The organism is Gordonia sp. HS-NH1 (assembly GCF_001418765.1).
GTDB lineage: Bacteria > Actinomycetota > Actinomycetes > Mycobacteriales > Mycobacteriaceae > Gordonia.
This window is the reverse complement of the sequence record NZ_LIYC01000043.1, coordinates 15,672-40,588: the sequence shown is the minus strand read 5'-3', so window position 1 is coordinate 40,588 and position 24,917 is coordinate 15,672. Positions and strand designations below refer to the sequence as shown.

The following is a 24,917-nucleotide window of genomic DNA, read 5'->3' as shown; positions in this document are numbered from 1 at the left end:
ACCCTATGGGGCACTACTTGAGACCGGAGTTGTCTATGACAATGTTGAAATGCTGCAGGCGCACGGCATCCACGTCGCCCGCGGATATGTACCGCCCAAGGCACGCACGGCTGCCACTCGAATAAACCTCACCGCGGACCTGACATTGCCCGTGCGCACTCCCGAGGAACGTGGTCACGCACTCTCCGAGCAGCAGTACTTTCGTGCTCTGCACTTCGAACGACGTGCTGCGGTCAACCCAAGTTGGGCTCAGTGGAACGAGACTTACCTGTCTCGGCTCGACGTGGTGACATCGGACCGGGGGCGCTGCTCATCGGGGCCTTTCCTCGCGGAGTGGCATCTTCAACCGACGGACCTGGCATCCGGGAGCCGACGTCTCCTGTCACCTGGCTCGACACACGCCTCGCCTTCCGCGACATGATCGAGTTGTCGAATATCGAGATCGGCGCGCTGCTCGGCAGCGGCGGCCAAGGTGACGTCTATGAGGTCACTTCTGACCCTGGGCAATTGCTGAAGCGGTATCGGACAGGAATTGATGTCGACGATGCGGGCCTGGCCGCGCTCGTCGACTGGCGCAAGCGCCTGTCGCAGAAGGATATTGCGATCGTCGACAAGCACACGGCATGGCCGCTGGAAGTTGTCGATTGCGAGGACGGCACCTTCGGCATCCTGATGAACCGCGCTCCGAACGAGTATTGGCACATGGTGGAGGGTGATGAGTTGCCTCGTGACCTGTCGTGGGCGTTCATGATGGACGCGGCACGATTCGTGGGACTGCAACCAGCGTCGCCGCTTGCCGCGGTGATGATGATGGCCCAGATCGCGACGGTGTTCGACGTCTTCCATCGCAACGGAGTCGTCTACGGCGATCTGTCGGCGAGCAATGTGTTGTGGACAAGCGGCAACTCTCCCAGCGTCCTGTTGATCGATTGCGACGCAGCCGAAGTCACCGGCCAGCCGCGGGCGCTGAAAGAGGCACAGACACCATTGTGGAATTGTCCGTGGCCGGGTGTCGAAGGCCGGGAGCGCGACGAATACAAGCTGGCGGTCGCCTTCCTCCGACTGTTCTTCCGCTACGAGGGCCCGATCGCGGATACAACACAGAACATTCAGGTGCCTGCGTACCCGCCGGTAACCCGCGATGCTGCCGATTTACTCGGTGCCGGCCTGAAACAGGTGAGCATCCGCCCCAGCGCGGCCGACTGGTTGCCTGCGCTTCACCAGTTACACCGCGGCCTCAAGAAGCGGAAGGTCGCGTGATGGCAGGTCGGACTTTGTTGGTGCCCAGCCGCATACGGTGCGCGCTTTGCGGGCGGACAGGTCAGGGTAGCTACCTGCGGTCATCAACCGGCGACGCCTTGTGCTCGTCCCACCCATGGTGCCCTCACTGCCGCACGGCTCACCTCACCCCAGCGTGCGAAGAGCAACAGCAGATCGTGGTGTCGGAGCGCGACGCGATGACGCGTGCGACCGCAGTCCTCCAGGACTTGCGCGGACTTCAGATCGGCCTCCCCGATGTTCCCGTCGGCCTGGTACCAGGGATGCCGGGACCCGAGGAGGGCCGCTGTGTCAAGTCGTCCGGCGGGACCACGCGATCGAGGTCGGCCCGGATCGAGATCAAGTCTGGCCTTGGGCCGACCCGATTCGGGCACGTAATCGCTCACGAGCACACTCACGCCCTGCTACACCTTCGGGGCGGACCTGCGGTGCACCCATACGTTGAGGAGGGGCTGTGCGAACTCGTTGCGGTGGTCTGGCTGACCAACCGCGGCACCCGCCAAGAGGTCCTTAACGATGTGTGGGCCAACCCTCACCCGGCATACGGCGAGCAGATGCGTCGCCTCGTCCGTCTGGCCCGCCGCCACGGCGTCCACCGCGTACTCGACCGGGTGCTCAAGACGGGTCAGCCGGAGTGACCAACCGCACCGTTTCGTGTCACCGCGCATCTGCCGGTCAGTGCTGACGAAAGTGCAAGCTGCACAACGATCGCCAACGCCAACCGACGGAGACCAAAGCAACATGAGCTCACCAAATCCAACTGAAGTTGACCGGTTCGACGACCACTACTGGACGAAGATCGGCGCCGAAGGCGGCCGCCGAAACGAGCCCCGAACCACTGCTGGACCGGCAACCGCGCGCGCCCTCCTCCTGTCCGCCTGGAAGACAGAGTTACGCTCCAAACGACTCTCCTTCCTTGATGCGCTCGACGCGTTGAACAAGCGCCGCACGAACACGAGGCGACACCTGCACGAGGTTCACGCCCAGGCCGCGTCCGACCCGCGTCAGGCGGCCGCACTCCCGATGCTGATGGAGAGGGACCGGGCACTCGCTGGCGAGCGCATCCTCGTGTGCGATCAGTTCCTGCAACTCGTCGAGACGATCACCCAGCGTGCCTACGAATGCGATGCGATCTGGCGTGCCGAGAACGAACGCCACCGAGACCGTCGGCTCGCCATCGAGGCGACAGAACTCACGGTCCCAGCGGAGATCACGTCCATCCCGCCTGACCCTTTCGCGTAGGCCGACTCCTGTCACCTTCGCACCGACCACGACGCCGTTACTGACATGAACCACACCCAGATAGGCCGACCATGATGGCCTTGTTCAACCGACATCGCAGTAACGACGACCTTGGTCTACCTGACGAAGATACCGACACCGACGGCCGTCCCGACGGCATCGACCCGCCACCAGCGCCGCGTTTGGCCGACATCGACTGGGATGCCGACGTCGCCGAGAATGCCCGGCTGGCCATCCCGCAGCCCGGTTTCCCCTCGAGACCACTGCCCTTTGAAGAGTCTGCCGTCAAACTCTTTGACGCCGACATGCGTGAATGCACCAAATGGGGCAACCGGCAGCGTGCCCTGCTCCCGTCCCTGCACGAGACGGCCTCGGCCCGACGTCTCGACCTACGGGAAGATTGCGACCGCCTCGATCGCGAGATCGCAGCCGCTCAGAATGACGTCGAGAGCCAGCGCGAACAACTCGACGAACAGGACCGCCGATTCCCGCAGGGGCCAGGCGCGGTGGATGGTCTCCTCATTGCAGGGATGACGCTCGGCGCAGGATTGGAGACCATCACTCTCCAGCCAGTGATCGGCGAGATCTTCACGACTCAGGATTGGAAAGCGTGGTGTTTCGCGGCGTTTGCCGTTGGCGCGATCGGCTACTCGTCTTGGCAGTTCGGCGGCCTCCTCCACCGCTGGCTCGCGTACGAAGGGCCCGTCCGGGTCCGACGCACCCTCGGCTGGAAGGCGCTCGGTTTCGCTGTCTTCGCGGTCCTGGCACTGATAGCCGTCGTAGCGATCCGACTACTCGCCCGCAACGACGAAGTGACCTCGTGGCAGGAAGCGGCCTTCGGCGGATGCCTTTACGCGGCAGTTCAGGGTCTCGTTCAGTTGGCCGCAATGACCCACGGGTGGCGGCACGACAATCCACGGGTGAAGGAACTCGCCAATACTGAAGCGCACCTGACGCAGCTTCGCTCTGATCGCGAGATGCGTGATGACGATCTGGGCGACGCGACCGCCTGGGCAGAGTCGCTGAACGAGTTCCACGTCAGCGCATGGTTGACCGAGCACCGCGCACAACTGGCGGCAGACTACGCCGCCGCCGACCTTGCCTACCGCAACGACCTCGGGCAGGCACTCATCGCCGCCGGGCACGACGAATCCGCATCGATGCTCCTGATCCTCCCGCTGCCGACGTTCGTGCCCCCGGCGGAGTCCGACCCCGACGACACCACAGAGTGGGTGAACGGGTTCATGCTCCCACTCTGAGGCGCAGTTGTTAAGGGCCGGGTTCGCCTACGGGCGAACCCTGCCTTTTGTCACCCAGAAAAGATGTGCGCCCGCCTGTCCAGTCACGAACCCAACCGTCGTGAAAATGCGACCACACAGGAAGTGAGCCGATGGCCACATCGAACCGCTACACGCAGAGACCCCGGTCTGCCACCACGGCATCCCGCCCAACCCCCGGGCGCCGACGTGGCACGCCAATACGTCGTACTGCACCTCCTCCCCGAAGCAACAGGAAGCCGTGGCTACTTGCAGCGGCCACTCTCGTGGTGCTCGGACTTGGCTTCTCCGTCATGACACACATGGCCAAGGTGGACCCCGGCGTTCCGCGGGCAGGCTGCGTCATCGCCGTCGACGCGCAGTGGAGTGCAAGCACCATGACCGACGCCTACCGCCAATGGCTCCCACGACAAGCCGAGGATTGTGCTGCCGACACCCGTGCCGATCTCAACATCGCACTGGTGTCGGGTGAAACACGTACCAGCACAGTCACACCGGTATCCACGCAGCTGAGCCGCCTCGACTTCACGGGCAACGAATCCACCGACAGCACGATCGTAAAGAACGAGATCGACCGGGTCGTGAAAAAGGCCGACAACGCGATCCTCAGCGCACCAGAGCAGCGTGGCGGCACCGACATCATCGGAGTCCTGTGCGTCGCCCACGATCTTCTCGCTGGCAACACGCCGTCAACCCTGATCATCGATACCGACGGCATCAACAACCACGCGCCCTACCGACTGGAAATGCTCCCGCTCGACGATGCCAAGATCACAGAGTACGTCGACCAGTTGAAGGCCGATGGCCAACTCTGCGACCTTACCGGCACGCAGGTCCACATGTACGGAGTCGGCATTGGCCAAGGCACCAGCGATATGTCCGGCGAGCAACTGACCGGTGTCCATCGGTTTTGGGAAGCCGCGATCCGCGCAACGGGGGCCACCCTCGTGAACTACCAGCGGAACCCCTGATGGCGACCTGTCGAGCCTGCGGGAAGCATTCGCCCCGAACACAGAACTGCTCGCGTACGCGGGCTCACGGGCTGAGGCCAGTTTCCGGCCGCGCGTCCACGATATATCCGCGCGGTCCGTCGCCAACCTCCCCACTCGTGGTCGGAGTATCAACTGGATCGTTGGCGACCAATGACTGTGCGGCCGAGCGGACTCCACAACTACAACTCCGCCCTCTGGCTAGAACGGCATCCGAATCGACCGCTCGAGCGCTGTCTATTGCGACGCGTCGCCACGTGCCAAGAGACGAGCAGACAATGTGACCGCCAGTCTGGCTATCAGTGCCCCGGCATCCGCATTGCGCGACGGTCGAGGCACTCCCGCCGATGCGTAGCCGACTGCTGTCACCGCTCGCCAAGCAGACGCCGCCAGCTCTGACATGGCAACTTCACGATCCTTGAGGACCGCTACTCAAATGCTTGTACCTTCGGACATCATCGCTGCGAAGCTGCGGGTGGACACGCTCGAAGTGCGCGGCGTCTCATTCCGCGGCACTGCCCATGAGCTTTTCGGCGGACCGCGGCAAGACGCCTTCGCGTTCGCTACCGACGATGAGTGGGTGGTCCTGATCGTCTCCGACGGCATTGGGTCGTGCGAACACTCTCATCATGGATCTGCAACTGCGGTCGAAGCGATCGTCACCGCGATCGAGTCAGGCGAAGTTTCCCCAGCGGAAGGCGCTGGAGTTCTCACAGCTGCCGCTGATGCGGGCCGCGAACTCGCGGAAACCCTCAATGTTCCTTCGAATTCGCTCTCGGCCACTCTGACGGTCGCGGCAGTCGAGCGCAATCCCCAAGATGACGGCAGCCGTCACGTGATCATCCACTTCGTCGGTGACTCACCTGCAGTCGTCCTCGAGCCGGCGAACGCCAAGTGGACTTACCTCACGCCCACCGAAGACGGGCCGAGCAACGTGGTGCGAAGCTGGGTGCCCGATCGAGCTTCAGAATATGTGTCGTTCGGACTCACAGTCCCCGCCGGAGCTGTGCTGGTCCTCGCGAGCGACGGCTTCACTACACCGCTCGGCGATGGCTCCGGACCACTCGGGATCGATCTCGCCTCCCGGTGGGGCTCTGGCGCACGTGACCTGCTCCCATTCCTTGTGGACCTCTCTTTCAACGCGTACCACGACGACAAGACCGTGGTCGCATTGTGGAACCCCCAATCAGTGGCCGCGGGTGTCGACGGCTCGCGGGCACTGAAAGACGACGTCGATGCTTGAACCGGCCCAACCCGTCGCCGCTTTCCCCGCATGTGATTCAGCCACGGGAAGATGCAGCCGCGAGATCGCCCGTGTCGCAACGTCCACCAACGACTGCTTCATGAGTGTTCTCCATATCTGAGTTGCTGTCACCTGATGTTCCTAGCGGACGGCCATTCCAACATGCACCTCTACGAAGCTCACACGTGGGCGACCATGATGCTCGACGAACACGGCCCTACGAAACTCGGAGCACCAGTTCATGGATACCGTCGCCCACGAGGTGGCGCATGCCCTCGTGGGCTCTGGACACGGCCACAATGCGACGTGGCGCGCCAAGGCCATCGAACTCGGCGGCTCGGGCAACCGCACCAGTGAGGCAACGTTTGACCCCGACGCCCCGTGGACCGGAACATGCGGGCACGGCACCATTTTTCAGCGTTACAAGGCGCCGCGAGGGAAGTACTCGTGCCGATGCGGCGAATCGACGCGCGCCTCAACGCCAATCTCGTGGGTGAGGAGTGCTGCGTGAGCCTCAATTCCCTACCCCCGCGCCATGTCCACGAACCTCGACAGATGTAGCTGGTGTGCAACGGTAATGGTGGCGGTCGGGCCGTTACGGTGCTTGCCGACGATGATGTCGGCCTCGCCCGCGCGCGGGTCGTCGCGCTCGATCGAGTCGGGGCGGTGGAGCAGGATGACCATGTCGGCGTCCTGCTCCAGCGATCCCGACTCACGGAGATCCGACACCTGGGGCTTCTTGTCCGTACGTTGCTCGGGGCCACGGTTGAGCTGGCTGATCGCGATCACGGGGACCTCGAGTTCCTTGGCCAGCAGCTTCAGCTGACGGGAGAACTCCGACACCTCCTGCTGGCGCGACTCGACCTTCTTGCCCGACGTCATCAGCTGCATGTAGTCCACCGCAACGACTTTCAGATCGTGGCGCTGCTTGAGACGGCGCGCTTTGGCGCGGATCTCCATCATCGTGAGATTGGGTGAGTCGTCGATGAAGAACGGCGCCTCCGAGATCTCACCCATACGGCGTGCGAGACGAGTCCAGTCGTCGTCGCTCATGGTGCCGGCACGCATGTCGGCCAGCTTGATCTTCGCCTCCGCCGACAACAGACGCATGACGATCTCGGTCTTGCTCATCTCCAGCGAGAACATGGCGGCGGTGAGGCCGTGGCCGATCGCGGCCGATCGCAGGAAGTCCATCGCCAGGGTCGAATTGTGGGTCGGGACCATCGCCTCGCCCGCCAGATACAGGTGTTCGGCGTTGTCGACCTGGACGCAACGCACCGGGACCGGGTCGACCGGACGAACGGCGACGACGCGTCGAACCCCGGCCCGCCTGCGCAGCTCCTTGTGACGGATCGCCTTGTGGTGCACGGTGAACACGTCGTCGTCGGCGTCGACGCGCAACCAACCCGTTGCCGACCGCTTGTAGTTGAACCCGAGTCCGGCCACGAGGTCGGCGACGACGGCCGTCATGTGCCGGGTGGCGGCCGGCACGGTGATCCAGCCGTCGTCGTCGACGGAGGCACGGGCATCCAGCAGACCTGCGAGGAGGGCACGGCGCTGCGCGATCGAACCCCGTAGGTACTCGTACGGGATACGCCCGCCGAGGTCGGCCATCAGCGTCATGACGTCGACAGGGCCCTCCGCGTCGATCCGCATGCTGATCTCGGGATCGTCGAAGGCCATGCCGGCCAGCGCCGCCACCGTGTACGGGCCGTAGGCGAATCGCTTGCGCGGCAACTCGAGCGGCGCGGTGTTTCGCACGACCGCGCCGCCGACATGCGTCCGCAGGCCGGCCGTGGTGACCACCCGGCGTTTGCCGTCGATCTCGGCCGCCCACTGATGCTGCTCGTCGGCGACGATCGTCGCGCCGTCGTTGAATTCTATTTCGTAGCAAGGCCGTTCGGTCATCACCTCGGTAGCGGCGACGACCCGAGTGGGCCGGCCGTGCGCATCGAGGAGGTGATCGCCGACGCCGACCTTGCCCATCGTGGTCCACCCCGTGGGCGTCGGCAGCGGGGTGTCGAGCGCCAGCGCCTTGCCGACACCCGGACGGGCCGCGACGATGATCATCTGCCCGGGGTGCAGGCCGTTGGTGAGCTTGTCGAAGTCGGCGAAGCCGGTGGGGACCCCCAGCGAGATGCCGCCCCGCGACGCGATCGAGTCGATCTCATCCATCGTCGGCTGCAGGAGATCTTCGAGGGCGACGTAGTCCTCGGCGGTGCGCTTCTCGGTGACCTCGTACACCTCGGCCTGGGCACGGTCGACCACCTCGGCGACGTCCTGGCCGTCGGCGCCGGCGTAGCCGTACTGGACGATGCGTGTGCCGGCTTCCACGAGCCGGCGCAGCAGCGCCTTCTCCGCCACGATCTCGGCGTAGTAGCCGGCGTTGGCGGCGGTGGGCACCGTCGAGATCAGGGTGTGCAGATACGGCGCCCCGCCGATCCGTTTGAGTTCGCCCGCCCGCTCGAGTTCCGCGGCGACCGTCACCGCGTCGGCGGGCTCGCCCTTCGAGTACAGGGTGAGGATCGCCTCGAACACCGCCTGATGGGCAGGACGATAGAAGTCACCGGTGCGGATCTTCTCGACGACGTCGGCAACCGCGTCCTTGGACAGCAACATGCCACCGAGCACCGACTGCTCGGCGGCCAGGTCCTGCGGGGGCTGCCTGCCGAAGTCCTCGGCGGGGATCTCGTCGTCTCCCCGTCCTCGCCCTCCGGCGGCGGGGCCGCGCCCGCGGTCATCCACAACAGCCACGCGTGTCAAACCTCTCGCAACGTTCGATCCCACCCGACATCGAATGAGTACGACCTTGAGTCTGGTGTCGGCCCCGGTAGGCCACGTCGCGAGTCCCCGGTGTCGACGTCGTGTTTCGGTCTGTCTCTTCCTATCGGGTGGCACCGACAGTCGGACTGTCGTGTGCGCCGAGACGGACGGAGACGCTGAGGCGTGACACTAGGACCTCCACGACCGCGACTCAAACCGACCTGTTGACGAATCTGGGGATCACTTGTGGAGCGTGTGTGAGTGGCCGGGGGACGCGTTGTGCACCCTTTGTGGACAACCTGAGGAATTCGGGTGTGAACAACACAGTTCTCGCAGGTCAGCGTCTTCGCTAATTTCCACAATCAACGATTTGGAAATCGTTGGGGCTTCTTCGGCGCGTCGCCTTGCGGGCGTGTTGCGGACGCCTGTTCAACTCCTGGTGGCGAATATTCGGGTGAACATCTGGTGTGGTCTGCGTTACACCTGGCCAGACGAGGTCGCGGGCGTCATCAGTCGCGCGACTTACCTTCGATCGCCGACGGCACGCCGTCGGTTGTGGTGCAATGTCGAGCGTGTCGAGGTTGGGGTTGAGGTCGGTCGTCATCCGCCGCGTGGTCACCGTGCTGGCCGCCCTGACCGCTGCCGCCGGACTGACGACGGCCCCATCGGCTCTCGCCGCGCCCGGGCCCACGATGCCCGTCGAGTTCGATCTCTCGCGCTACCAACCCGTCAACCCCACGACGTTCCGCTCGCTGGCCTACGTCGACAACGGCCGGTCGTTCTTCACCACCGGCCGGTGGGTGTGCCAGGTCGGTCCCGGCTACCGCTACGTCGGTTGTGCGGGCCGTCCCGCGACCGCACCGCCCACCGCGTCGGGCGCGGTCATCTCCGACGACCAGCAGGGTCCGTGGTGGGCGCGCACGGATCAGACCTATCGATTCGGTCCGAAGAGCGGGTTCCGACCACCGGTCCTCGGCGTCGGCAAACGGGTCACCATCGAAGGCGTCACGTGCACCGTCCCCCGCCGCGACGCCGTGGCCTGCCGTACCGGCGACCGCGCGCTGATCTTCACCCCGGCCTGGCACAAGTTCTTCTTCCCGTCGTGGGACACCCTGGGCCCCGGCAACAACGCCGTCGACCACAGCGCCAACCCGGCACCGCAATACCTTCCGCCGCGGCTGCAGTACTGGAACCAGCTGCCGGCGAATCCACCGGCCCCGAAGTAGGGCTTCGATCATTCGGTCAGGCAGCCACGACAAAGGCCGGGTGGAGGATCTCCACCCGGCCTTTGGTCGTAACGCTGAGGTCAGCTCGCGGCGACGACGGCGAGCTGTACGGTCGCCGAGACCTGCGGGTGCAGGTTGACGATGACCGGGTAGCTGCCGGTTGCCTTGATGTGTCCCTTGGGCAGCTCGACGCTGCGCTTGTCGACGGTCGGGCCGCCTGCGGTCTTGATGGCACCGGCGACGTCAGCCGCGGTGACCGAACCGAAGAGCTTGCCCGAGTCGTGGGTCTTGACGTCCAGCGAGACATCGGCGAGGCCCTCGAGGGCCTGCTTCAGCTCGTTGGCGTGCTCGAGACCGCGGACCTCGCGGGCTTCCTGCGAACGGCGGATGCCCTCGACCTGCTTCTCGGCTCCACGGGTGGCCTTGATGGCCAGGCCGCGGGGCAGCAGGTAGTTGCGGCCGTAGCCGTCCTTGACCACGACGATGTCGCCGGCTTCGCCGAGGTTCTCCACGGCGGCGGTGAGGATGAGCTTCATGTCAACTGATCCTTTCCGCTTATCGGCTGGTCGAGGTGAAGGGCAGCAGGGCCACCTCACGCGAGTTCTTCACTGCCACAGCGACGTCGCGCTGATGCTGCACGCAGTTGCCGGTCACGCGACGCGACCGGATCTTGCCCCGGTCGGACAGGAAACGACGCAGCAGCGCGGTGTCCTTGTAGTCGATGACGGCCTTCTTGTCCTTGCAGAAGCTGCACGCCTTGGTCTTGGTGACCTTCTCGACGCGAGGCTTCCGGCTCGGCTTTGCCTTTGCCATGTGTGTGTTGCTCCAGTCAATGCTTCGGGGACGGTCACTGCCGTTCCCGGGCTGTTCGGGGCGGGTCGATCATGCCCCGAGCGATATCAGAAAGGTGGTTCGTCGTCCCCGCCACCGAACGATCCCCCGCTGTTGCTGGCAGGCGCGCTGCCCCAGGGATCGTCGGCAACCTGCTGGTTCGAGTTCCCGCCGCCGCGGCTACCGCCGCCACCGCCGGACCCGAATCCGCCACCACCGCCGCCACCGCGCGAGGCGCGGTTGACCTTGGCGGTGGCGTACCGCAGTGAGGGGCCGATCTCGTCGACCTCGAGTTCCACGACCGTGCGTCGTTCGCCCTCTTTGGTTTCGTAGGACCGCTGCTTGAGCCGTCCCTGCACGATCACCCGGGAACCCTTGGTCAGGCTTTCGGTCACATTCTCCGCGGCGTCACGCCAGATGTTGCAGCGGAGGAACAGCGCTTCGCCGTCCTTCCACTCGTTGGTCTGACGATCGAAAGTGCGCGGAGTGGAAGCCACCGTGAAATTGGCAACCGCTGCCCCGGACGGCGTGAACCGCAGTTCCGGGTCGGCGGTGAGATTGCCGATGACGGTGATGACCGTGTCGCCTGCCATGTGTGTTCCCCTTGGGTCGTTGGTGGGCACTCGCTGATCGACATGCACCGGGTGTTCTGGGTCCAACCCTAGAACCCGGTACCGACGTGTTCAGACGATCAAGAAAGCCTGTGGATTACTTCCGCAGGACCTTGGTGCGCAGAACCGACTCGTTCAGCTTCAGCTGACGATCGAGCTCGGTGACCGTGGCGGGCTCGGCGTTGAGATCGATGACGGCGTAGATGCCCTCGTTGTGCTTGAGGATCTCGTAGGCAAGACGGCGCTTGCCCCAGATGTCGACGCCGTCCACCGAACCGCCATCCTTGCGGACAACATTGAGGAACGTATCGAGTGAGGGTGCGACGGTGCGCTCGTCCAGATTCGGATCGAGGATGACCATCAATTCGTAGTGACGCATAAGACCACATCACCTCCTATGGGCTAGGTCGGCCACGGACTGTCCGTGGCAGGAGGGTCGCCTGCGTCGGCAACCGGTCCAAGATACATGACCTGCCCGTTCGCAGAGAAATCCGAGGCCGCGGGTCGCTTCGGCGGCGCACTGCCCGACCACCTACGCTGTTGGCCATGTCGGAACGGCGGACAACCCCGGGTCGATGGTCCGCACGGCTGTCCGGCCGTGGTGAGACGGCCCTGATCGTTGTCGTGTCGGTGCTCGCGACCACGGTCACGATGTTCTGGAGTTTCCGGGCCAAGCTCCGGTGCGGGGGCCCACCGTTCGACGCGTTCGGGCGCAGCGGCAACTGGCCGGTCGGGGATCCGGATGCGGTGATCCCCTGCTACTCGGACCTGATGTACCTCTGGCTCGGCCGCGACATCAACACCCACGTCTTTCCCTACATCCACGGCGGAATCGCTTCCGACGGAACGTTGTTCGGCGGTGTCGTCGAGTACCCGGTGCTCTCCGGCGTCCTCATGTTCTTCGGTGCGATCGGCGCCGACACCGACACCGAGTTCTTCACCCACTCCGCGCTCCTGCTGGCGCCGTTCGGGGTCGCGATCACCGTGTTGCTCGCCCTGATGGTCCGATGGTGGGCGCTGCTCTGGGCCGCGACGCCCCCGTTGGTGCTGTACTCCTTCCACAACTGGGAGCTGCCGGTCGTCGCGACCGCCGTCGGGGCAGTCGCCGTGATGGCCTGGGGCGCGTCCGTCCAGCCCGGAACAGGCCGGCGACGACTGCCGCTTCGGACGTGCGCGGTGGTCGCGGCTGTTCTGCTCGCGGTCGGCTTCTGTCTCAAGCTCTACCCGGGGATCTTCGTGTTACCGCTGGCCGCATACGTTCTCACGCGCGGCGCCGGCGGCGCACGCGCGGTTGCGGGACGACGTGACGCCGGAGGCGGCCTCGACTGGACGGGCGCCGGCTGGGTTGCGGGCGCCGCCGTCGTGACGGTGGCCGCGATCCAATTGCCGTTCATGGTCCTCGGATTCGACGGGTGGAAGGCCGCGCTGTCCTTCCAGGGCCGTCGCCGGGCCGACGTCGACACCAATTCCATCTGGTACTGGGGTCTGCGGTATGTCACCGGGACCACCGACACGTACCACTCCATCGTCAGCGTGATGTCGCCGCTGCTGATCCTCACCTCGTTCGCGGTCGCGATGTACCTCGGGTGGCGCCGCTTCGAACGCGTCGGCACCTTCCCGTGGATCGCCGTGAGCGGCGCGATGCTGGCCGGTTTCATGCTGTTCCACAAGGTGCACTCCCCGCAGTACACGCTCTGGATACTGCCGTTCTTCGTCCTGATGAAGGTGCGCTGGCCGGTGATCCTGGCGTACCTGCTCACCGACCTCGCTCTCGATCTGACGATCTTCCGGTTGTTCCCGATCCGGGATGCCGGCGATCCGCTGCCGTGGTGGATCGTCACCGGCGTCGCGGGTTCGGTGTGGGTGCACGCCGTCCTGCTCGTCTATCTGATCGTGACCCTCGTCGGCACCCCGCTTCGTGAGCCGCTGGCCTCCCGTGTGGCCGGAAGTGCGCGAGATGGGACTGATCCCGCCGCCACCGGGGTGATCCTCGACCCGCGACGAGAAGCCGTGGCGAAAGGGTCCCCGTGACTTCGTGGCTGGCGACCGGCCCCCTGGTGGGTGACCGGGTCACGTTACGTCCGATCGGCCTCGATGATGTCGGCGCGCTCGCCGGGTTGATCGGTGACCCCACCCGTTTCCGATGGGCACCCGGGGTGCCGACCGACGAGGACAGTGCACGCCGGTACGTCGAGTCCGCTCTTCGGTCGCGAGTGGCTTTCGCGGTGGTCGACAACACCGACGGCAGCGTCGTCGGGTCGACGAGCTTCTACGACATCGACGAGGCCAACCGATCCGCGTGCATCGGCTACACCTTCTACAGCGAACGCGTCCAGGGGACCGCGGTGAACCCCACCGCCAAGTTCCTGCTGATGCGCCACGCGTTCGAGGACTGCGGCGCCGTCCGCCTCACCTGGCACACCCATGAGCTCAACGCTCAGTCGCGCGCCGCGATCACCAAGCTGGGTGCGACCTTCGAGGGTCTGCTGCGCAAGCACCGCCGATTCGGCGACGGCTGGCGCACGACCGCCCTGTACGCGATGACCGATGACGATTGGCCGTCGGCCAGAGATCGCCTGCTGCAGCGGATCACCGCCTGACCGCCGGCTCAGGGCTTCTCGGTGTGCTTCGGATGCCCGTGGGTGCGTCGATCTTCTTTCAAGCGCGCCTCGTGAACGTGCCGCTGACCATCGGTCAGATCGGCTCGCACCCGGTCGACGTACTCCCGCAGCGGACCCCAGTAGGTGTCATCGAATTCTTCGACGATCTGGAACGTCCAGCGACCTTCGAGCACGTTGCGTCCGACCAGTTCGGTGGACAGTTCATCGGCGAACCCGGCGTGGCCCGCCTCGCGCAACTCGTCGACGGCCTCGCCGAGCAGCAGGTCCCCGCGTCCGATGAGTTGATGGAATGAGTACAGGTGGCCGCGGGCGCGCTCGATGTACTCCAGCGCCTCCCCCACCTTGCCGACCGCTTCCGCGGTGTCGTCCGAGATATGAGGTGCGGTATCCGACATGACCCGTCAATACCCACCGAAACCCTCGCCCAATCGTCGGTACGGCTCCCGTGAAGCGCGACCGCTATCCGGCCGCCGGCACCGGCTCCCGCGGGTCCTCCGCCGTCCGGGTCGCTCTCGACCGTCGTCCGAGCCGGTCGGGAGCACCGTCGAGGACGCCGCCGGCCGGGTCGTCGTACCACCTGCCGTCGTTTCCGTGGCGGACCAGGTCGTCGCGCGGATGCCAGATCTGCCAGAGAACGACGGCGCAGAGAACCACCACCATCAGTCCACGGAGCACGACAGCGGCGGTGAACCACTGATCGGGGAGCCACCGGCGCTCGGCGTCGAGGAACAGACTCATCCGGGGCACCCAGATGAGCGCGTCGACGGCCATCCAGGCCAGCAGCAGGCGAGTGTGCGGAATGGCAAGCACCGCAAGCGGAACCAGCCACAACGAGTACTGGGGACTCCACACCTTGTTCACCAGCAGGAAGCCGGCCACGGCGAGGAATGCGAGCTGGGCCACCCGGGGCCGGTACGGCGCCAGGACACCGACCGCGGCCACCGCGGCGATCACGACGACCGTCAGGCCCACCGACAGCGCATTCAGATAGCCGATGTTCCATGTGAAACCAGCGGCGTCGGCAACGACCCGGTAGATCGTGTCCGGGTCCGCTGACCGGTCACCGTTGAACCGGAAGAACTCCCACCAACCGGACGGGTACGGGATCAGGATCGGCAGGTTCACCGCCAGCCACGCGCCGATCGCCGTCGCAGCCGCGACCCCGAACTCGCGGACCTTCCCGGTCCGCAGGCACAGCACACCCAGCACCACCAGCAGAAGGGCGGGATACAGCTTGGCGGCGGTACCGAGCCCGATGAGCACACCTGCCAGCCAGAACCGCTCCCTCGACCAGGCCAGCAGCGCCGCCGCCACTGCTGCGGTGGCGATCGCGTCGAAGTTGGTGAACGCGTGCACGAAGACGAGCGGGGACAACGCGACCAGCCACACCGACCACATGCGGTGTCGTGCGGTGAGGGCCGTCGCCCAGATGGTCACCAGCCAGAACGCCGTCAGTCCCAACGCGACGATGGCGAAGAACAGGACGACGTCGAGTGCGCCGGGTACACCCCAGTTGGTCTCCGCCCAGAGCCACCCCTGGGTCAGCTGGGCCGCGCCGTACATGAACATCCCGGTGAGGACCGGGTACTCCATGTACCGCTTGATGGTCTGCCCGTCGGAGTCCTCCTGGAACCAGAAGTCGCGGTAGGGCAACGCGCCCCGGTTGAGCCGCTCCGCACCGAACAAGGTGATCACGTCGGAGTAGCAGAGGTTGGTGAACTGACGCTGATCGTCCCAGTCCAGCCGCATCTCGGCGCCCGCGGCCGTACCGCCGTCGGCAGGCGCCTGTTGCAGGCACGCGGCCTTGCCGAACCACCCGAGCGCCAGTCCGCACAACGCCAGCGCGAAGAGCACGCGCAGCGGTGTCAGATGCCGGGCCCGGCCGATGACGGCGTGCGTCCCCACCGGTCCACCGACCAGCGAACTCGCCTCACGCACCAGACCGTCCGTGCGCGTGGGGAGGACGCGCGCGTCGTCGACACGCAGATCACTCGCGATGGGTGCAGGGCTGTCCCAGACGGGGTCGGAGCCGCTCGCCGCGGAGTCGGCAGCCGGGTCCGGGTCAGCCGATGGGCGGTTCAGGGACTCCTCCGCCTCCGTCACCGCCGCCGGGTACCCCGCCGCCGGAATCGCCGCCGTCGCCACCGCCTGGGTCGGCGGGGGCCAGCCCGCCGCCGTCCGGGCTGTTTCCGCCGCCGCCACCGCCGCCGTTCCGCGGAGCGCCCGGGATCGGGATCGTCACTCCCGGAGCGAGGGTGAGGTTGCCGTCACCGGCCTGGTCGGGGATGTCGAAGGTCGGCACCGAGGGTCCACGCGTCCGCGTCGGCGCCTCGGTGGTGGCCGGCGCCTCGTACGGGATTCCGGTCTCGCCGCCGATGGGCTCGTCGGCCTCGGGGAACTGCTTGATCTCCTTGCCCTCGAGCGCGGCGTCCATCGCCGACTTCCAGATCGACGCCGGCAGGCCGCTGCCGTAGATCGAGGCGCCGTTGTAGTTGGTCAGGGCCGTGCCGTCGTTGGTGCCGACCCACACCGCGGTCGACAGCTGCGGGGTGTACCCGACCATCCAGGCGTCCTTGTTCTGCCCGGTGTCGCCGAGCTGGACGGTGCCGGTCTTGGCGGCGGACGGTCGCGAACCGAGGGACGAGTCGTAGAGCGAGTTGCCGTTGGAGTACGCCGCGATCGGCTCGAGCGCCGCGGTCACGGTGTCGGCGACCTTCTCGGGGAAGACGCGCTTGCCCTCGGTCTTGCGCTCGTAGAGGACCTGCCCCTCGGAGTCGACGACCTTCTGGACGAAGTACGGCTCGTGGTAGACGCCCGACGCCGCGAGCGTCGCGTACGCCGAGGCCATGTCGATGACCCGCGACTGGTACTGGCCGAGGACCACGCCGCCCTCGGGCTGCCCGTTCGCCTCCTGCAGGGTCCGCTCGATGTTGCCGAAGGACTCGGCGACACCCGCACGGTGCGCGGCGTCGGCGACGGCTCGCGCTCCACCGTCGAGGTCCATCATCAGGCGGTAGTACACCGTGTTGAGCGACATCTTCATCGCCGTGGCGAGGTTGCAGGTGCCGCAGCTCTCGCCGTCGGAGTTCTCGACCGTCAGGCCACCGCTGGCCTGGAACGGCGCCGAGCTGTAGGTCTTCGACAGCGGGATGTCCTGTTCGAGGGCCGCGACGAGTGCGAACACCTTGAACGACGACCCGGTCTGCAGCCCGGCCTGGGCGAGGTCCCAGCCGGACGGGTTGTCGCCGCCGTAGTACCCGCGGACGCCGCCGGTCTGTGGGTCGATCGACACCACCGACGCGAGCACGTCGTCGGGCTCGCCGTTGAGCTCGCCCTCCGGGCACTTGTAGATCCGGTTCTTGCGGCACGCCGACTGCACCGCCGCGTTCTGCACCTGCGGATCGATCGTCGTGCTGATCTTCAGGCCGCCGGTGCGCAGTTGCTTGTCGGTGATGCCGATACGGTCGAGCTCGCCGAGCACCTGACGCTTGATCAGTCCGTTGGGGCCGGGCGTCTCGTCGGATTCGGTGACGCGCGCCTTGATCGTCTTCGGGAACACCGCGTTGTCGGCCTGCTGCTGGGTGATGGCGCCGGTGGCGACCATGCCTTCCAGTACATAGCGCCAGCGGGACTCGGTGACCTCGCGGTTGGAATCGGGGTCGTAATACGACGGTGCCCGGATGACCGCCGAGAGCAGGGCCGCCTCCTCGAAGGTCAGCGGGTTGCGCTCGGCGCGGCGCTTGTCGGTGATCGACTTGTTGAAGTACTTCTGCGTGGCGACGGCGATGCCGTACGCGCCGCGGCCGAAGTAGATCGTGTTGAGGTAGGCCTCGAGAACCTTCTCTTTGGACCAGCCATGACGGTCGTTCATCTTCGCGGCGATCGCGAGTTCCTTGAACTTGCGATCGAAGCTGCGCTCGTCACCGACGATCGCGTTCTTGACGTATTGCTGCGTGATGGTCGAACCGCCGCCGGCCGTCTGGTTGCCGGTGATCTGCCCTATCGCGGCACGGGAGAGGCCGCGGGGCGAGAAACCGTTGTTGGTCCAGAACTCGCGGTCCTCCGCGGCGACGATCGCCTGCTTCATCGTCTCGGGGATCTCGTCGAAGGGGACGACCGTGCGGTTGCCGTCGGGTGAGGTGATGTCGGCCAGTGTGCGACCGGACGTGTCGACGATGGTGGCCTTCTGGCTCACGTCGGGTTCCGGGATCTCGGCGGTGAAGTAGGTGAACGCGAACGCGACGATGAGCACGAGCACGATCGCCGGGACGACGGCGCCCACGATCCCGAGCGCCCACGCGAACCGCCGGTGCCGGGTTGCCGTGTCGCTTCCGTTCTGACCGCCACCGCCCGGACCGGGACGGATGCCGGTGCGTCGGGGCGTGGGCGAAGAACCGCGTGCCTCGCTCATCGTCCACCTTCCTACCGGATCGAGCGGACGTCCTCGCCCGTCGATCTCGTTCGACTTCTCTGGCCTCGTGCCGCTCCACTGTGACAGCAGGCAACCGCCCCGGGCAAAAACCCGCAGGCCGGCGCGCTACTTGGCCACGCGTCGAGAGCGACGCGTGGACTGCGGCGGCAGCCCGGCAACGTACGACTGGACCAGATGGTTCCAACTACAGGTCCGGCACACCTCGACGACATGTACCGAGAACTCTTCGGCGGTTGTCGCGAGCCGGGCGATCTCTTCGTTGCTGCGCGCCGAACCGCTGACCTGACCGAGTCGTTCGCCGAACACCCATGACACGAGGGTGACCTGCTCTTTTCGGCAGATCGGGCACATCGTGGTGCTGGGCCGACCATGGAACTTCGCCGCGCGCAGGAGGTACGGACTCGCGTCGCAGACCTCGGCAACGGCGGTCCGGCCCGCATGGACCGAGGACAGCCGAGCGCGCCGCTGCAGGGCGTAGTCGACGATCTGGCGTTGCACGGTTTTCAGGGTACGTGGTCTCTGCCGGGGCGTCGGCGCGACGGGGTCCCGCGTGACCGCCGCGGAAATCAACCGCGTCCGCCCGTCGGAGACATGCATCACGCCGTCCGGACGCCGCCCCGACACCAGTCCTTCCCCTGACCGACCACTCGTGGACACCAGTTATATCGGTGCGATACATTGGGAACTACATCGGAACGAGGTGTCGGCGCGTCAGAGCGTGCCGGTACATCAAGTCCGAGGAGAAAGTGACAGATCATCGGCAGAACCGTGAAGGGGGTGGCGAAGTGCTCGAGCTGGCCATTCTCGGACTACTTCTCGAATCCCCCATGCACGGGTACGAGCTGCGCAAGCGGCTCACCGGACTGCTCGGTGCCTTCCGTGCGTTCTCGTACGGATCGCTCTACCCGACGCTGCGCCGCATGCAGGCCGACGGCCTCATCGACGAACCCGAGACGCCCCTGGGCGCCAAGGTGCGGCGTGGCCGGCGCGTCTACCAGCTCACCGACGCAGGCCGGGAACGGTTTGCCGAGCTGGTCGCCGACACCGGTCCCCAGAACTACACCGACGACGGCTTCGGGGTGCACCTGGCGTTCTTCAGCCGCACCCCCGCGGTTGCGCGTATGCGCATCCTCGAGGGCCGTCGCCGGCAGGTCGAGGAGCGTCGGGAGGGATTGCGGGAGATCGTCGGACGGTCCAACCGGGCCGTCGACCGGTACACCCGTCAGCTACATCAGCTGAGCCTCGAGTCCAGCGAACGCGAAGTCCGCTGGCTCAACGAGCTGATCGCAGCCGAGAGCTCCCAGCAGGACGGGGCGCCGAATCCGTTCGACACGCAGTTCGACGACGACCTCGCCGACAGCGAACGGTCACAGTTCGATTCGGGGCGGCCCAATGCCTCCACCGGACGAGCCGATGACGAATATCAAGACCCGGACTCGACGCCGAGCCGGGACGAACCCGAGCAACTGAAAACACCGGTTGCGCAGCGAACGACTGCGATGCCGCGAGAAGAAGGAGAACCCGACCATGGGTGAGCCCAATAAGGTGCGCGTTGCCATTGTGGGCGTAGGAAACTGCGCTTCATCCCTGGTGCAGGGCGTGCAGTACTACAAGGACGCCGACGAGAACGCCAGCGTTCCCGGCCTCATGCACGTGAAGTTCGGCCCCTACCACGTCCGCGACGTCGAGTTCGTCGCCGCGTTCGACGTCGACGCCAAGAAGGTCGGCTTCGACCTCTCCGACGCGATCTTCGCCAGCGAGAACAACACCATCAAGATCGCCGACGTGCCGCCGACCGGCGTCACCGTTCAGCGCGGTCACACCCTCGACGGTCTTGGCAAGTACTACCTCGAGACCATCACCGAGGCGGACGGCTCCGGCGTCGACATCGTCCAGACGTTGAAGGACAACGAGGTCGACGTCCTCGTCAGCTACCTCCCGGTCGGCTCGGAGCAGGCCGACAAGTTCTACGCGCAGTGCTGCATCGACGCGGGCGTCGCCTTCGTCAACGCACTGCCGGTGTTCATCGCCTCCGACCCCGAGTGGGCCCAGAAGTTCGCCGACGCCGGTGTCCCGATCGTCGGCGACGACATCAAGAGCCAGGTCGGTGCCACCATCACCCACCGCGTGATGGCGAAGCTGTTCGAGGATCGCGGCGTCACGCTCGACCGCACCTACCAGCTCAACGTCGGCGGCAACATGGACTTCAAGAACATGCTCGAGCGCGAGCGCCTGGAGTCGAAGAAGGTCTCCAAGACCCAGGCCGTGACCTCCAACCTGACCGGTTCGCTCGCCGGCAAGGTCGAGGACAAGAACGTCCACATCGGACCGTCGGACCACGTCGCCTGGCTCGACGACCGCAAGTGGGCCTACGTCCGCCTCGAAGGCCGCGCCTTCGGTGACGTGCCGCTCAACCTTGAGTACAAGCTCGAGGTCTGGGACTCCCCCAACTCGGCCGGCATCATCATCGACGCCGTCCGCGCCGCCAAGATCGCCAAGGACCGCGGCATCGGCGGACCCGTCATCCCGGCCTCGGCCTACCTGATGAAGTCCCCGCCCAAGCAGCTCGCCGACGACGTCGCGCGCACCCAGCTCGAGGAGTTCATCATCGAGGCCTGAGCCTCGTAGAACACATCCCAGCGGCGCTTCCTGATCTGATCAGGAAGCGCCGCTGCTGTTTTCTGTGCTGTTCCACATCCGCGCTGCGCCCAGTACACCGAAGACTTCGTCGACACATGTCGCTTAGTGCTACTTTCGGAAGGTGATGTCCACCTCGTCGCAGCCAGCCGCCGGTGATCGCACTGTCGTCAACAGCGACGACCCGCGTGCCGTACGCACGAGAGAGAAGCTGGTCGACGCGTTCGCCCGGATCGCCGGCTCGGGCCCGGTCACGGTCGCGGCCCTGACCGAGGCCGCCGGGGTGCACCGGTCGGTGTTCTACAAGCATTTCGAGTCGCCCGACGACCTCGCGGTGTACATGCTGCGGGATCTGTTCGCCGCCCTCAGCGACGCCGATGGTGTGATGCGCGGCCGGTTCGCGGTCGACGGTCTCGAGGCGAGCCGCAGTGCCATGACGGAGTTGGTGCGATTCCTCGGTGCGCGCCGGTCGGTCTACGCCCCACTACTCGGACCACACGCACCGGCCGGGGCCGGTCGGCAGATCGCGGCAGCGTTCGAGGACCTCACCGCCGCGGCGATCACGCGGATGACCACCCGACCCGCCGAGGTCGACACCGCGGTACTGGCACGCTTCCTGGCCCGTGGCGTACTCGGAGTCATCGAGCGCTGGCTCGACGATGCGCAGCCCCGAATGTCGCAGGCGCAGGTGATCGGTCAGCTCGTGCTGTGTTTCCCCGCGTGGCTGACGGCCGGAACGAACGAGACCCCATCCAAAGAAGGAAGGTAGCAACATGCCGAATCTCGAAGGCAAGACAGCGATCGTGACGGGTGCGACGTTCGTCGAACCGGGCGGCCTCAACATCGGTGGAGCCACCGCGACCGAACTCGTCGCCAGCGGAGCGAAGGTCGCGCTTGCCGACACCAACATCGGCGGCGCGAAGCGGCTCGCCGACCGGCTGAACGAGAGCGCCGGGTCCACCGTGGCGATCGCGGTCGAGACCGACGTCCGATCCGAGGAGCAGATCGAGCAACTCGTGAGGACCACCGTCGCGGAACTCGGCGAACCGACGATCGTCATGAACATCGCCGGGATCTTCCCCCCGGACGACACCGAGGTCGCCGAGATGACGGTGGAGGCGTGGGACAACGTCATGGCGGTCAACCTCCGCAGCGTCATGCTCCTGAGCAAGCACACCCTGCCGTACCTGCGTAAGGCCGGCGGAGCGATCGTCAGCACCGCGTCCACCCATGGGTCCGCGGGCGACACCAGCCTCAGCGGATACGGCGCCTCCAAGGCGGGCGTCATCGCGCTCACCAAGTTCCTCGCCACCCAGTACGGCCGAGAAGGCGTGCGCTGCAACGCCGTCAGCCCGGGGACGACGAGTTCGCCTCCCGCGCAGCAGCTGCCCGATCAGATCAAGGACATCTTCCGCAGGCAGAACCTCAACCCCGAGATGCCGACGCCCGAGCAGCAGGCCAAGGTCTTCGTCTTCCTCGCCTCCGACGACGCCGCCGGAATCAACGGGCAAGAGATCAAGGTCGACGCCGGCCTGCTCTCGCACCAGCCGATGGTCGCCGACATGAGGGCACTGGGCGCCACCACCGTGTGATCGTCCTCAGTGCCCCGGATGTGCGGGGCACCGTCCGCCCGCGCAACCCCCGCTCGACGGAAACCGCAGGTCATCCGACCAAATCAGTGACCGCGCCAGACCCTTCACATAGAGTGTTGTCGATTGCTCCGAGTGGCCCGGTATCGGGCACATCGGACATCACGAGACCTCGTACCAACAGAAAGGCGCAAACCATGGGCGTGAGCCTGAGCAAGGGCGGAAACGTTTCCCTCAGCAAGGAGGCTCCGGGCCTGACTGCGGTCTCCGTCGGCCTCGGCTGGGACATCCGGACCACGACCGGCACCGACTTCGACCTGGATGCGAGCGCCATCGCGCTGAATTCCAGCAAGAAGGTCGTGTCCGATCAGCACTTCATCTTCTTCAACAACCTCCGCTCCCCCGACGGTTCCATCGAGCACCTCGGTGACAACCTGACCGGTGAGGGCGAGGGCGACGACGAGGTCATCAAGGTCGACCTCGCGGGCGTGCCGCCGGAGATCGACTCCATCATCTTCCCCGTGTCGATCTACGACGCCGACGCACGCTCGCAGTCCTTCGGCCAGGTCCGCAATGCGTTCATCCGCGTCGTGAACCAGGCCGGCGGCGCCGAGATCGCCCGCTACGACCTCAGCGAGGATGCCTCCACCGAAACCGCGATGGTCTTCGGCGAGCTGTACCGTCATGGGTCGGAGTGGAAGTTCCGCGCGGTCGGCCAGGGCTACGCCTCGGGTCTTGCGGGCATCGCCCGCGATTTCGGTGTGAACGTCTGAGTCTCCGTAGACTCCGGCTGTCCGCCTGAACGTGCCCGTGGATGCCGCACCCGTTGTGAGAACGGGTGCGGCATCCGCGCGTCACCACTCCTCTCCGACAATGCGGTCGGCTGGTCCACACGCACCCTAGAAAGGCCACAAACCAGTGGTAGTAAGAATCTTCGGCCTCTCGGTCGTCGTGACGATCGTGTCGCTGATCATCGCGTTCCTCTATGGCGGTGTCGAAGCGCTGATCCTGACGGCGATCCTCGGCGTCTTCGAGATCTCGCTCTCCTTCGACAACGCGGTCATCAACGCCACGATCCTCCGCCGGATGAGTGAGTTCTGGCAGAAGATGTTCCTCACCATCGGCATCCTGATCGCCGTCTTCGGTATGCGCCTGGTGTTCCCGCTGGTCATCGTGTGGCTTGCGTCCGGCCTCAACCCCGCCGACGCGCTCGACCTCGCCCTGAATCCGCCGCCGAACGATGCGGCGTACTTCGCGAACGGCGACCCGAGCTACGAGACGATCATCACCGACGCCCATCCGCAGATCGCCGCCTTCGGTGGCATGTTCCTGCTGATGCTGTTCCTGGGCTTCTTCTTCGAGCAGAAGGAGATCACCTGGCTGTCGTGGATCGAGCGCCCGCTCGAGAAGATCGGCAAGCTGGAGATGCTCGAGGTCGTCATCGCGATGACGCTCCTGGTGCTCACCGCCACCTACATCGCCCCGGCCGAAGAACGGTCGACGGTGATGATCGCGGGTGTGCTCGGCATGATCACCTACATCCTGGTCAACGGCCTCGGCGAGTACTTCAACGTGGAGACCGAAGAGACCGACGAGGCTGCCGAGCCGGGCACCGATGCCGCGGAGAAGGAAGCCGTCGAGAACTCGAACGGGCGGTCCGGACCGACGACCCTCGCGAAGGCCACCGGCAAGGCAGGGTTCTTCCTGTTCCTCTACCTCGAGGTGCTCGACGCGTCGTTCTCGTTCGACGGAGTCATCGGTGCGTTCGCCATCACCGCCGACCCGATCATCATCGCGCTCGGCCTCGGCCTCATCGGTGCGATGTTCGTCCGTTCGCTCACCGTCTACCTCGTCCGCAAGGGCACGCTGTCGGAGTACGTGTACCTCGAGCACGGTGCCCACTGGGCCATCGGTGCACTGGCGTTCATCCTGCTGTACTCGATCGGCACCCACGTGCCGGAGGTCATCACCGGCCTGATCGGCGTCGCGCTGATCGTCGCCGCGCTCATCTCGAGCATCGTCCGCCGGAATCGCATCGCCGCGCGAGGCGAGGAAGAGGAGAAGGTCAACATCTGACCGCATCCTCGCTGAGGTGCGAGCGAAGCGCTCCCCCTGCTCCCTGAGGTGCGAGCGAAGCGAGCCTCGAAGGGTTTCGGTGACCTGAGTCGCCAAGCCCTT

General features: G+C 65.8%; 24 protein-coding genes. 15 read left to right on the top strand and 9 right to left on the bottom strand.

The window, feature by feature from the left end:
- Positions 1-333 precede the first annotated feature (333 nt).
- The 6 genes from AMD30_RS20810 (at position 334) to AMD30_RS24765 (ending at position 6,029) form a co-directional block, all read left to right on the top strand.
- Complete coding sequence (locus AMD30_RS20810; RefSeq protein ID WP_156354356.1) at positions 334-1,260, top strand: hypothetical protein; 927 nt, start codon at positions 334-336, stop codon at positions 1,258-1,260.
- Positions 1,260-1,916 carry a protein DA1 gene (locus AMD30_RS25765; RefSeq protein ID WP_156354354.1) on the top strand — a complete coding sequence of 219 codons (657 nt, stop codon included), beginning with the start codon at positions 1,260-1,262 and terminating at the stop codon, positions 1,914-1,916. The genes AMD30_RS20810 and AMD30_RS25765 overlap by 1 nt, the downstream gene beginning before the upstream one ends.
- 40 nt (positions 1,917-1,956) lie before the next feature.
- Positions 1,957-2,520: a hypothetical protein gene (locus AMD30_RS25140; protein WP_156354352.1), complete on the top strand. Its 564-nt coding sequence runs from the start codon at positions 1,957-1,959 to the stop codon at positions 2,518-2,520.
- 71 nt (positions 2,521-2,591) lie between these two features.
- Positions 2,592-3,779, top strand: coding sequence for a hypothetical protein (locus tag AMD30_RS20795; protein WP_055476940.1), 1,188 nt, complete (start codon positions 2,592-2,594; stop codon positions 3,777-3,779).
- Between the two features lie 320 nt (positions 3,780-4,099).
- Complete coding sequence (locus AMD30_RS20790; protein ID WP_055476939.1) at positions 4,100-4,768, top strand: hypothetical protein; 669 nt, start codon at positions 4,100-4,102, stop codon at positions 4,766-4,768.
- A gap of 454 nt (positions 4,769-5,222) precedes the next feature.
- Positions 5,223-6,029, top strand: coding sequence for a protein phosphatase 2C domain-containing protein (locus AMD30_RS24765; protein WP_197282821.1), 807 nt, complete (start codon positions 5,223-5,225; stop codon positions 6,027-6,029).
- Positions 6,030-6,551: 522 nt separating this feature from the next.
- On the opposite strand, the gene dnaB is transcribed toward AMD30_RS24765, so the two are convergent.
- Positions 6,552-8,783, bottom strand: coding sequence for a replicative DNA helicase (gene dnaB / locus AMD30_RS20780; protein ID WP_014928591.1), 2,232 nt, complete (start codon positions 8,781-8,783; stop codon positions 6,552-6,554).
- 572 nt (positions 8,784-9,355) lie between these two features.
- On the opposite strand from dnaB, the gene AMD30_RS20775 reads away from it, so the two are divergent.
- Positions 9,356-10,018, top strand: coding sequence for a hypothetical protein (locus AMD30_RS20775; protein ID WP_035718221.1), 663 nt, complete (start codon positions 9,356-9,358; stop codon positions 10,016-10,018).
- Positions 10,019-10,098: 80 nt separating this feature from the next.
- Here the strand turns inward: AMD30_RS20775 and rplI are convergent, their stop codons facing one another.
- The 4 genes from rplI to rpsF form a co-directional block, all read right to left on the bottom strand.
- Positions 10,099-10,554, bottom strand: a complete 456-nt coding sequence (gene rplI / locus AMD30_RS20770) for a 50S ribosomal protein L9 (protein ID WP_010844594.1) — start codon at positions 10,552-10,554, stop codon at positions 10,099-10,101.
- 19 nt (positions 10,555-10,573) lie between these two features.
- Positions 10,574-10,831, bottom strand: coding sequence for a 30S ribosomal protein S18 (rpsR, locus tag AMD30_RS20765; RefSeq protein ID WP_004020662.1), 258 nt, complete (start codon positions 10,829-10,831; stop codon positions 10,574-10,576).
- 86 nt (positions 10,832-10,917) lie between these two features.
- Positions 10,918-11,442 (bottom strand): single-stranded DNA-binding protein, encoded by a 525-nt coding sequence (locus AMD30_RS20760; RefSeq protein ID WP_004020661.1) that lies wholly within the window; start codon positions 11,440-11,442, stop codon positions 10,918-10,920.
- Positions 11,443-11,557: 115 nt separating this feature from the next.
- Entirely contained in the window at positions 11,558-11,839 is a 282-nt protein-coding gene (gene rpsF / locus AMD30_RS20755; RefSeq protein ID WP_004020660.1) for a 30S ribosomal protein S6, read from the bottom strand.
- Positions 11,840-12,006: 167 nt separating this feature from the next.
- Between rpsF and AMD30_RS20750 the strand changes: the two genes are divergently transcribed.
- The gene (locus tag AMD30_RS20750) at positions 12,007-13,491 is read left to right on the top strand and encodes a hypothetical protein (protein WP_055476937.1); all 1,485 of its coding nucleotides are present in this window, start codon (positions 12,007-12,009) and stop codon (positions 13,489-13,491) included.
- Positions 13,488-14,060, top strand: a complete 573-nt coding sequence (locus tag AMD30_RS20745) for a GNAT family N-acetyltransferase (RefSeq protein ID WP_055476936.1) — start codon at positions 13,488-13,490, stop codon at positions 14,058-14,060. Before AMD30_RS20750 ends, AMD30_RS20745 begins: the two co-directional genes overlap by 4 nt.
- An 8-nt stretch (positions 14,061-14,068) precedes the next feature.
- Here AMD30_RS20745 and AMD30_RS20740 read toward each other — a convergent pair whose 3' ends face one another.
- From AMD30_RS20740 to AMD30_RS20725, 4 genes are all read right to left on the bottom strand, one after another.
- Complete coding sequence (locus AMD30_RS20740) at positions 14,069-14,476, bottom strand: hypothetical protein (protein ID WP_010844591.1); 408 nt, start codon at positions 14,474-14,476, stop codon at positions 14,069-14,071.
- Positions 14,477-14,540: 64 nt separating this feature from the next.
- The gene (locus AMD30_RS20735) at positions 14,541-16,184 is read right to left on the bottom strand and encodes a glycosyltransferase family 87 protein (RefSeq protein ID WP_055476947.1); all 1,644 of its coding nucleotides are present in this window, start codon (positions 16,182-16,184) and stop codon (positions 14,541-14,543) included.
- On the bottom strand, positions 16,144-18,492 hold the full coding sequence (locus AMD30_RS20730) for a transglycosylase domain-containing protein (protein WP_010844589.1): 2,349 nt from the start codon (positions 18,490-18,492) through the stop codon (positions 16,144-16,146). Before AMD30_RS20730 ends, AMD30_RS20735 begins: the two co-directional genes overlap by 41 nt.
- 126 nt (positions 18,493-18,618) lie before the next feature.
- Positions 18,619-19,011, bottom strand: coding sequence for a DUF5318 family protein (locus tag AMD30_RS20725; RefSeq protein ID WP_010844588.1), 393 nt, complete (start codon positions 19,009-19,011; stop codon positions 18,619-18,621).
- 287 nt (positions 19,012-19,298) lie between these two features.
- On the opposite strand from AMD30_RS20725, the gene AMD30_RS20720 reads away from it, so the two are divergent.
- The 6 genes from AMD30_RS20720 (at position 19,299) to AMD30_RS20695 (ending at position 24,815) form a co-directional block, all read left to right on the top strand.
- Positions 19,299-20,048, top strand: coding sequence for a PadR family transcriptional regulator (locus tag AMD30_RS20720; RefSeq protein WP_014928598.1), 750 nt, complete (start codon positions 19,299-19,301; stop codon positions 20,046-20,048).
- Positions 20,041-21,132 carry an inositol-3-phosphate synthase gene (locus AMD30_RS20715; protein ID WP_010844586.1) on the top strand — a complete coding sequence of 364 codons (1,092 nt, stop codon included), beginning with the start codon at positions 20,041-20,043 and terminating at the stop codon, positions 21,130-21,132. Before AMD30_RS20720 ends, AMD30_RS20715 begins: the two co-directional genes overlap by 8 nt.
- 145 nt (positions 21,133-21,277) lie before the next feature.
- Positions 21,278-21,919 (top strand): TetR/AcrR family transcriptional regulator, encoded by a 642-nt coding sequence (locus AMD30_RS20710; RefSeq protein ID WP_010844585.1) that lies wholly within the window; start codon positions 21,278-21,280, stop codon positions 21,917-21,919.
- 4 nt (positions 21,920-21,923) lie between these two features.
- The gene (locus AMD30_RS20705; protein WP_055476935.1) at positions 21,924-22,742 is read left to right on the top strand and encodes an SDR family NAD(P)-dependent oxidoreductase; all 819 of its coding nucleotides are present in this window, start codon (positions 21,924-21,926) and stop codon (positions 22,740-22,742) included.
- Between the two features lie 194 nt (positions 22,743-22,936).
- Entirely contained in the window at positions 22,937-23,512 is a 576-nt protein-coding gene (locus tag AMD30_RS20700; RefSeq protein ID WP_055476934.1) for a TerD family protein, read from the top strand.
- 145 nt (positions 23,513-23,657) lie between these two features.
- A complete protein-coding gene (locus tag AMD30_RS20695) occupies positions 23,658-24,815 on the top strand; it encodes a DUF475 domain-containing protein (protein ID WP_055476933.1) in 1,158 nt (385 codons plus the stop codon).
- Positions 24,816-24,917 lie beyond the last annotated feature (102 nt).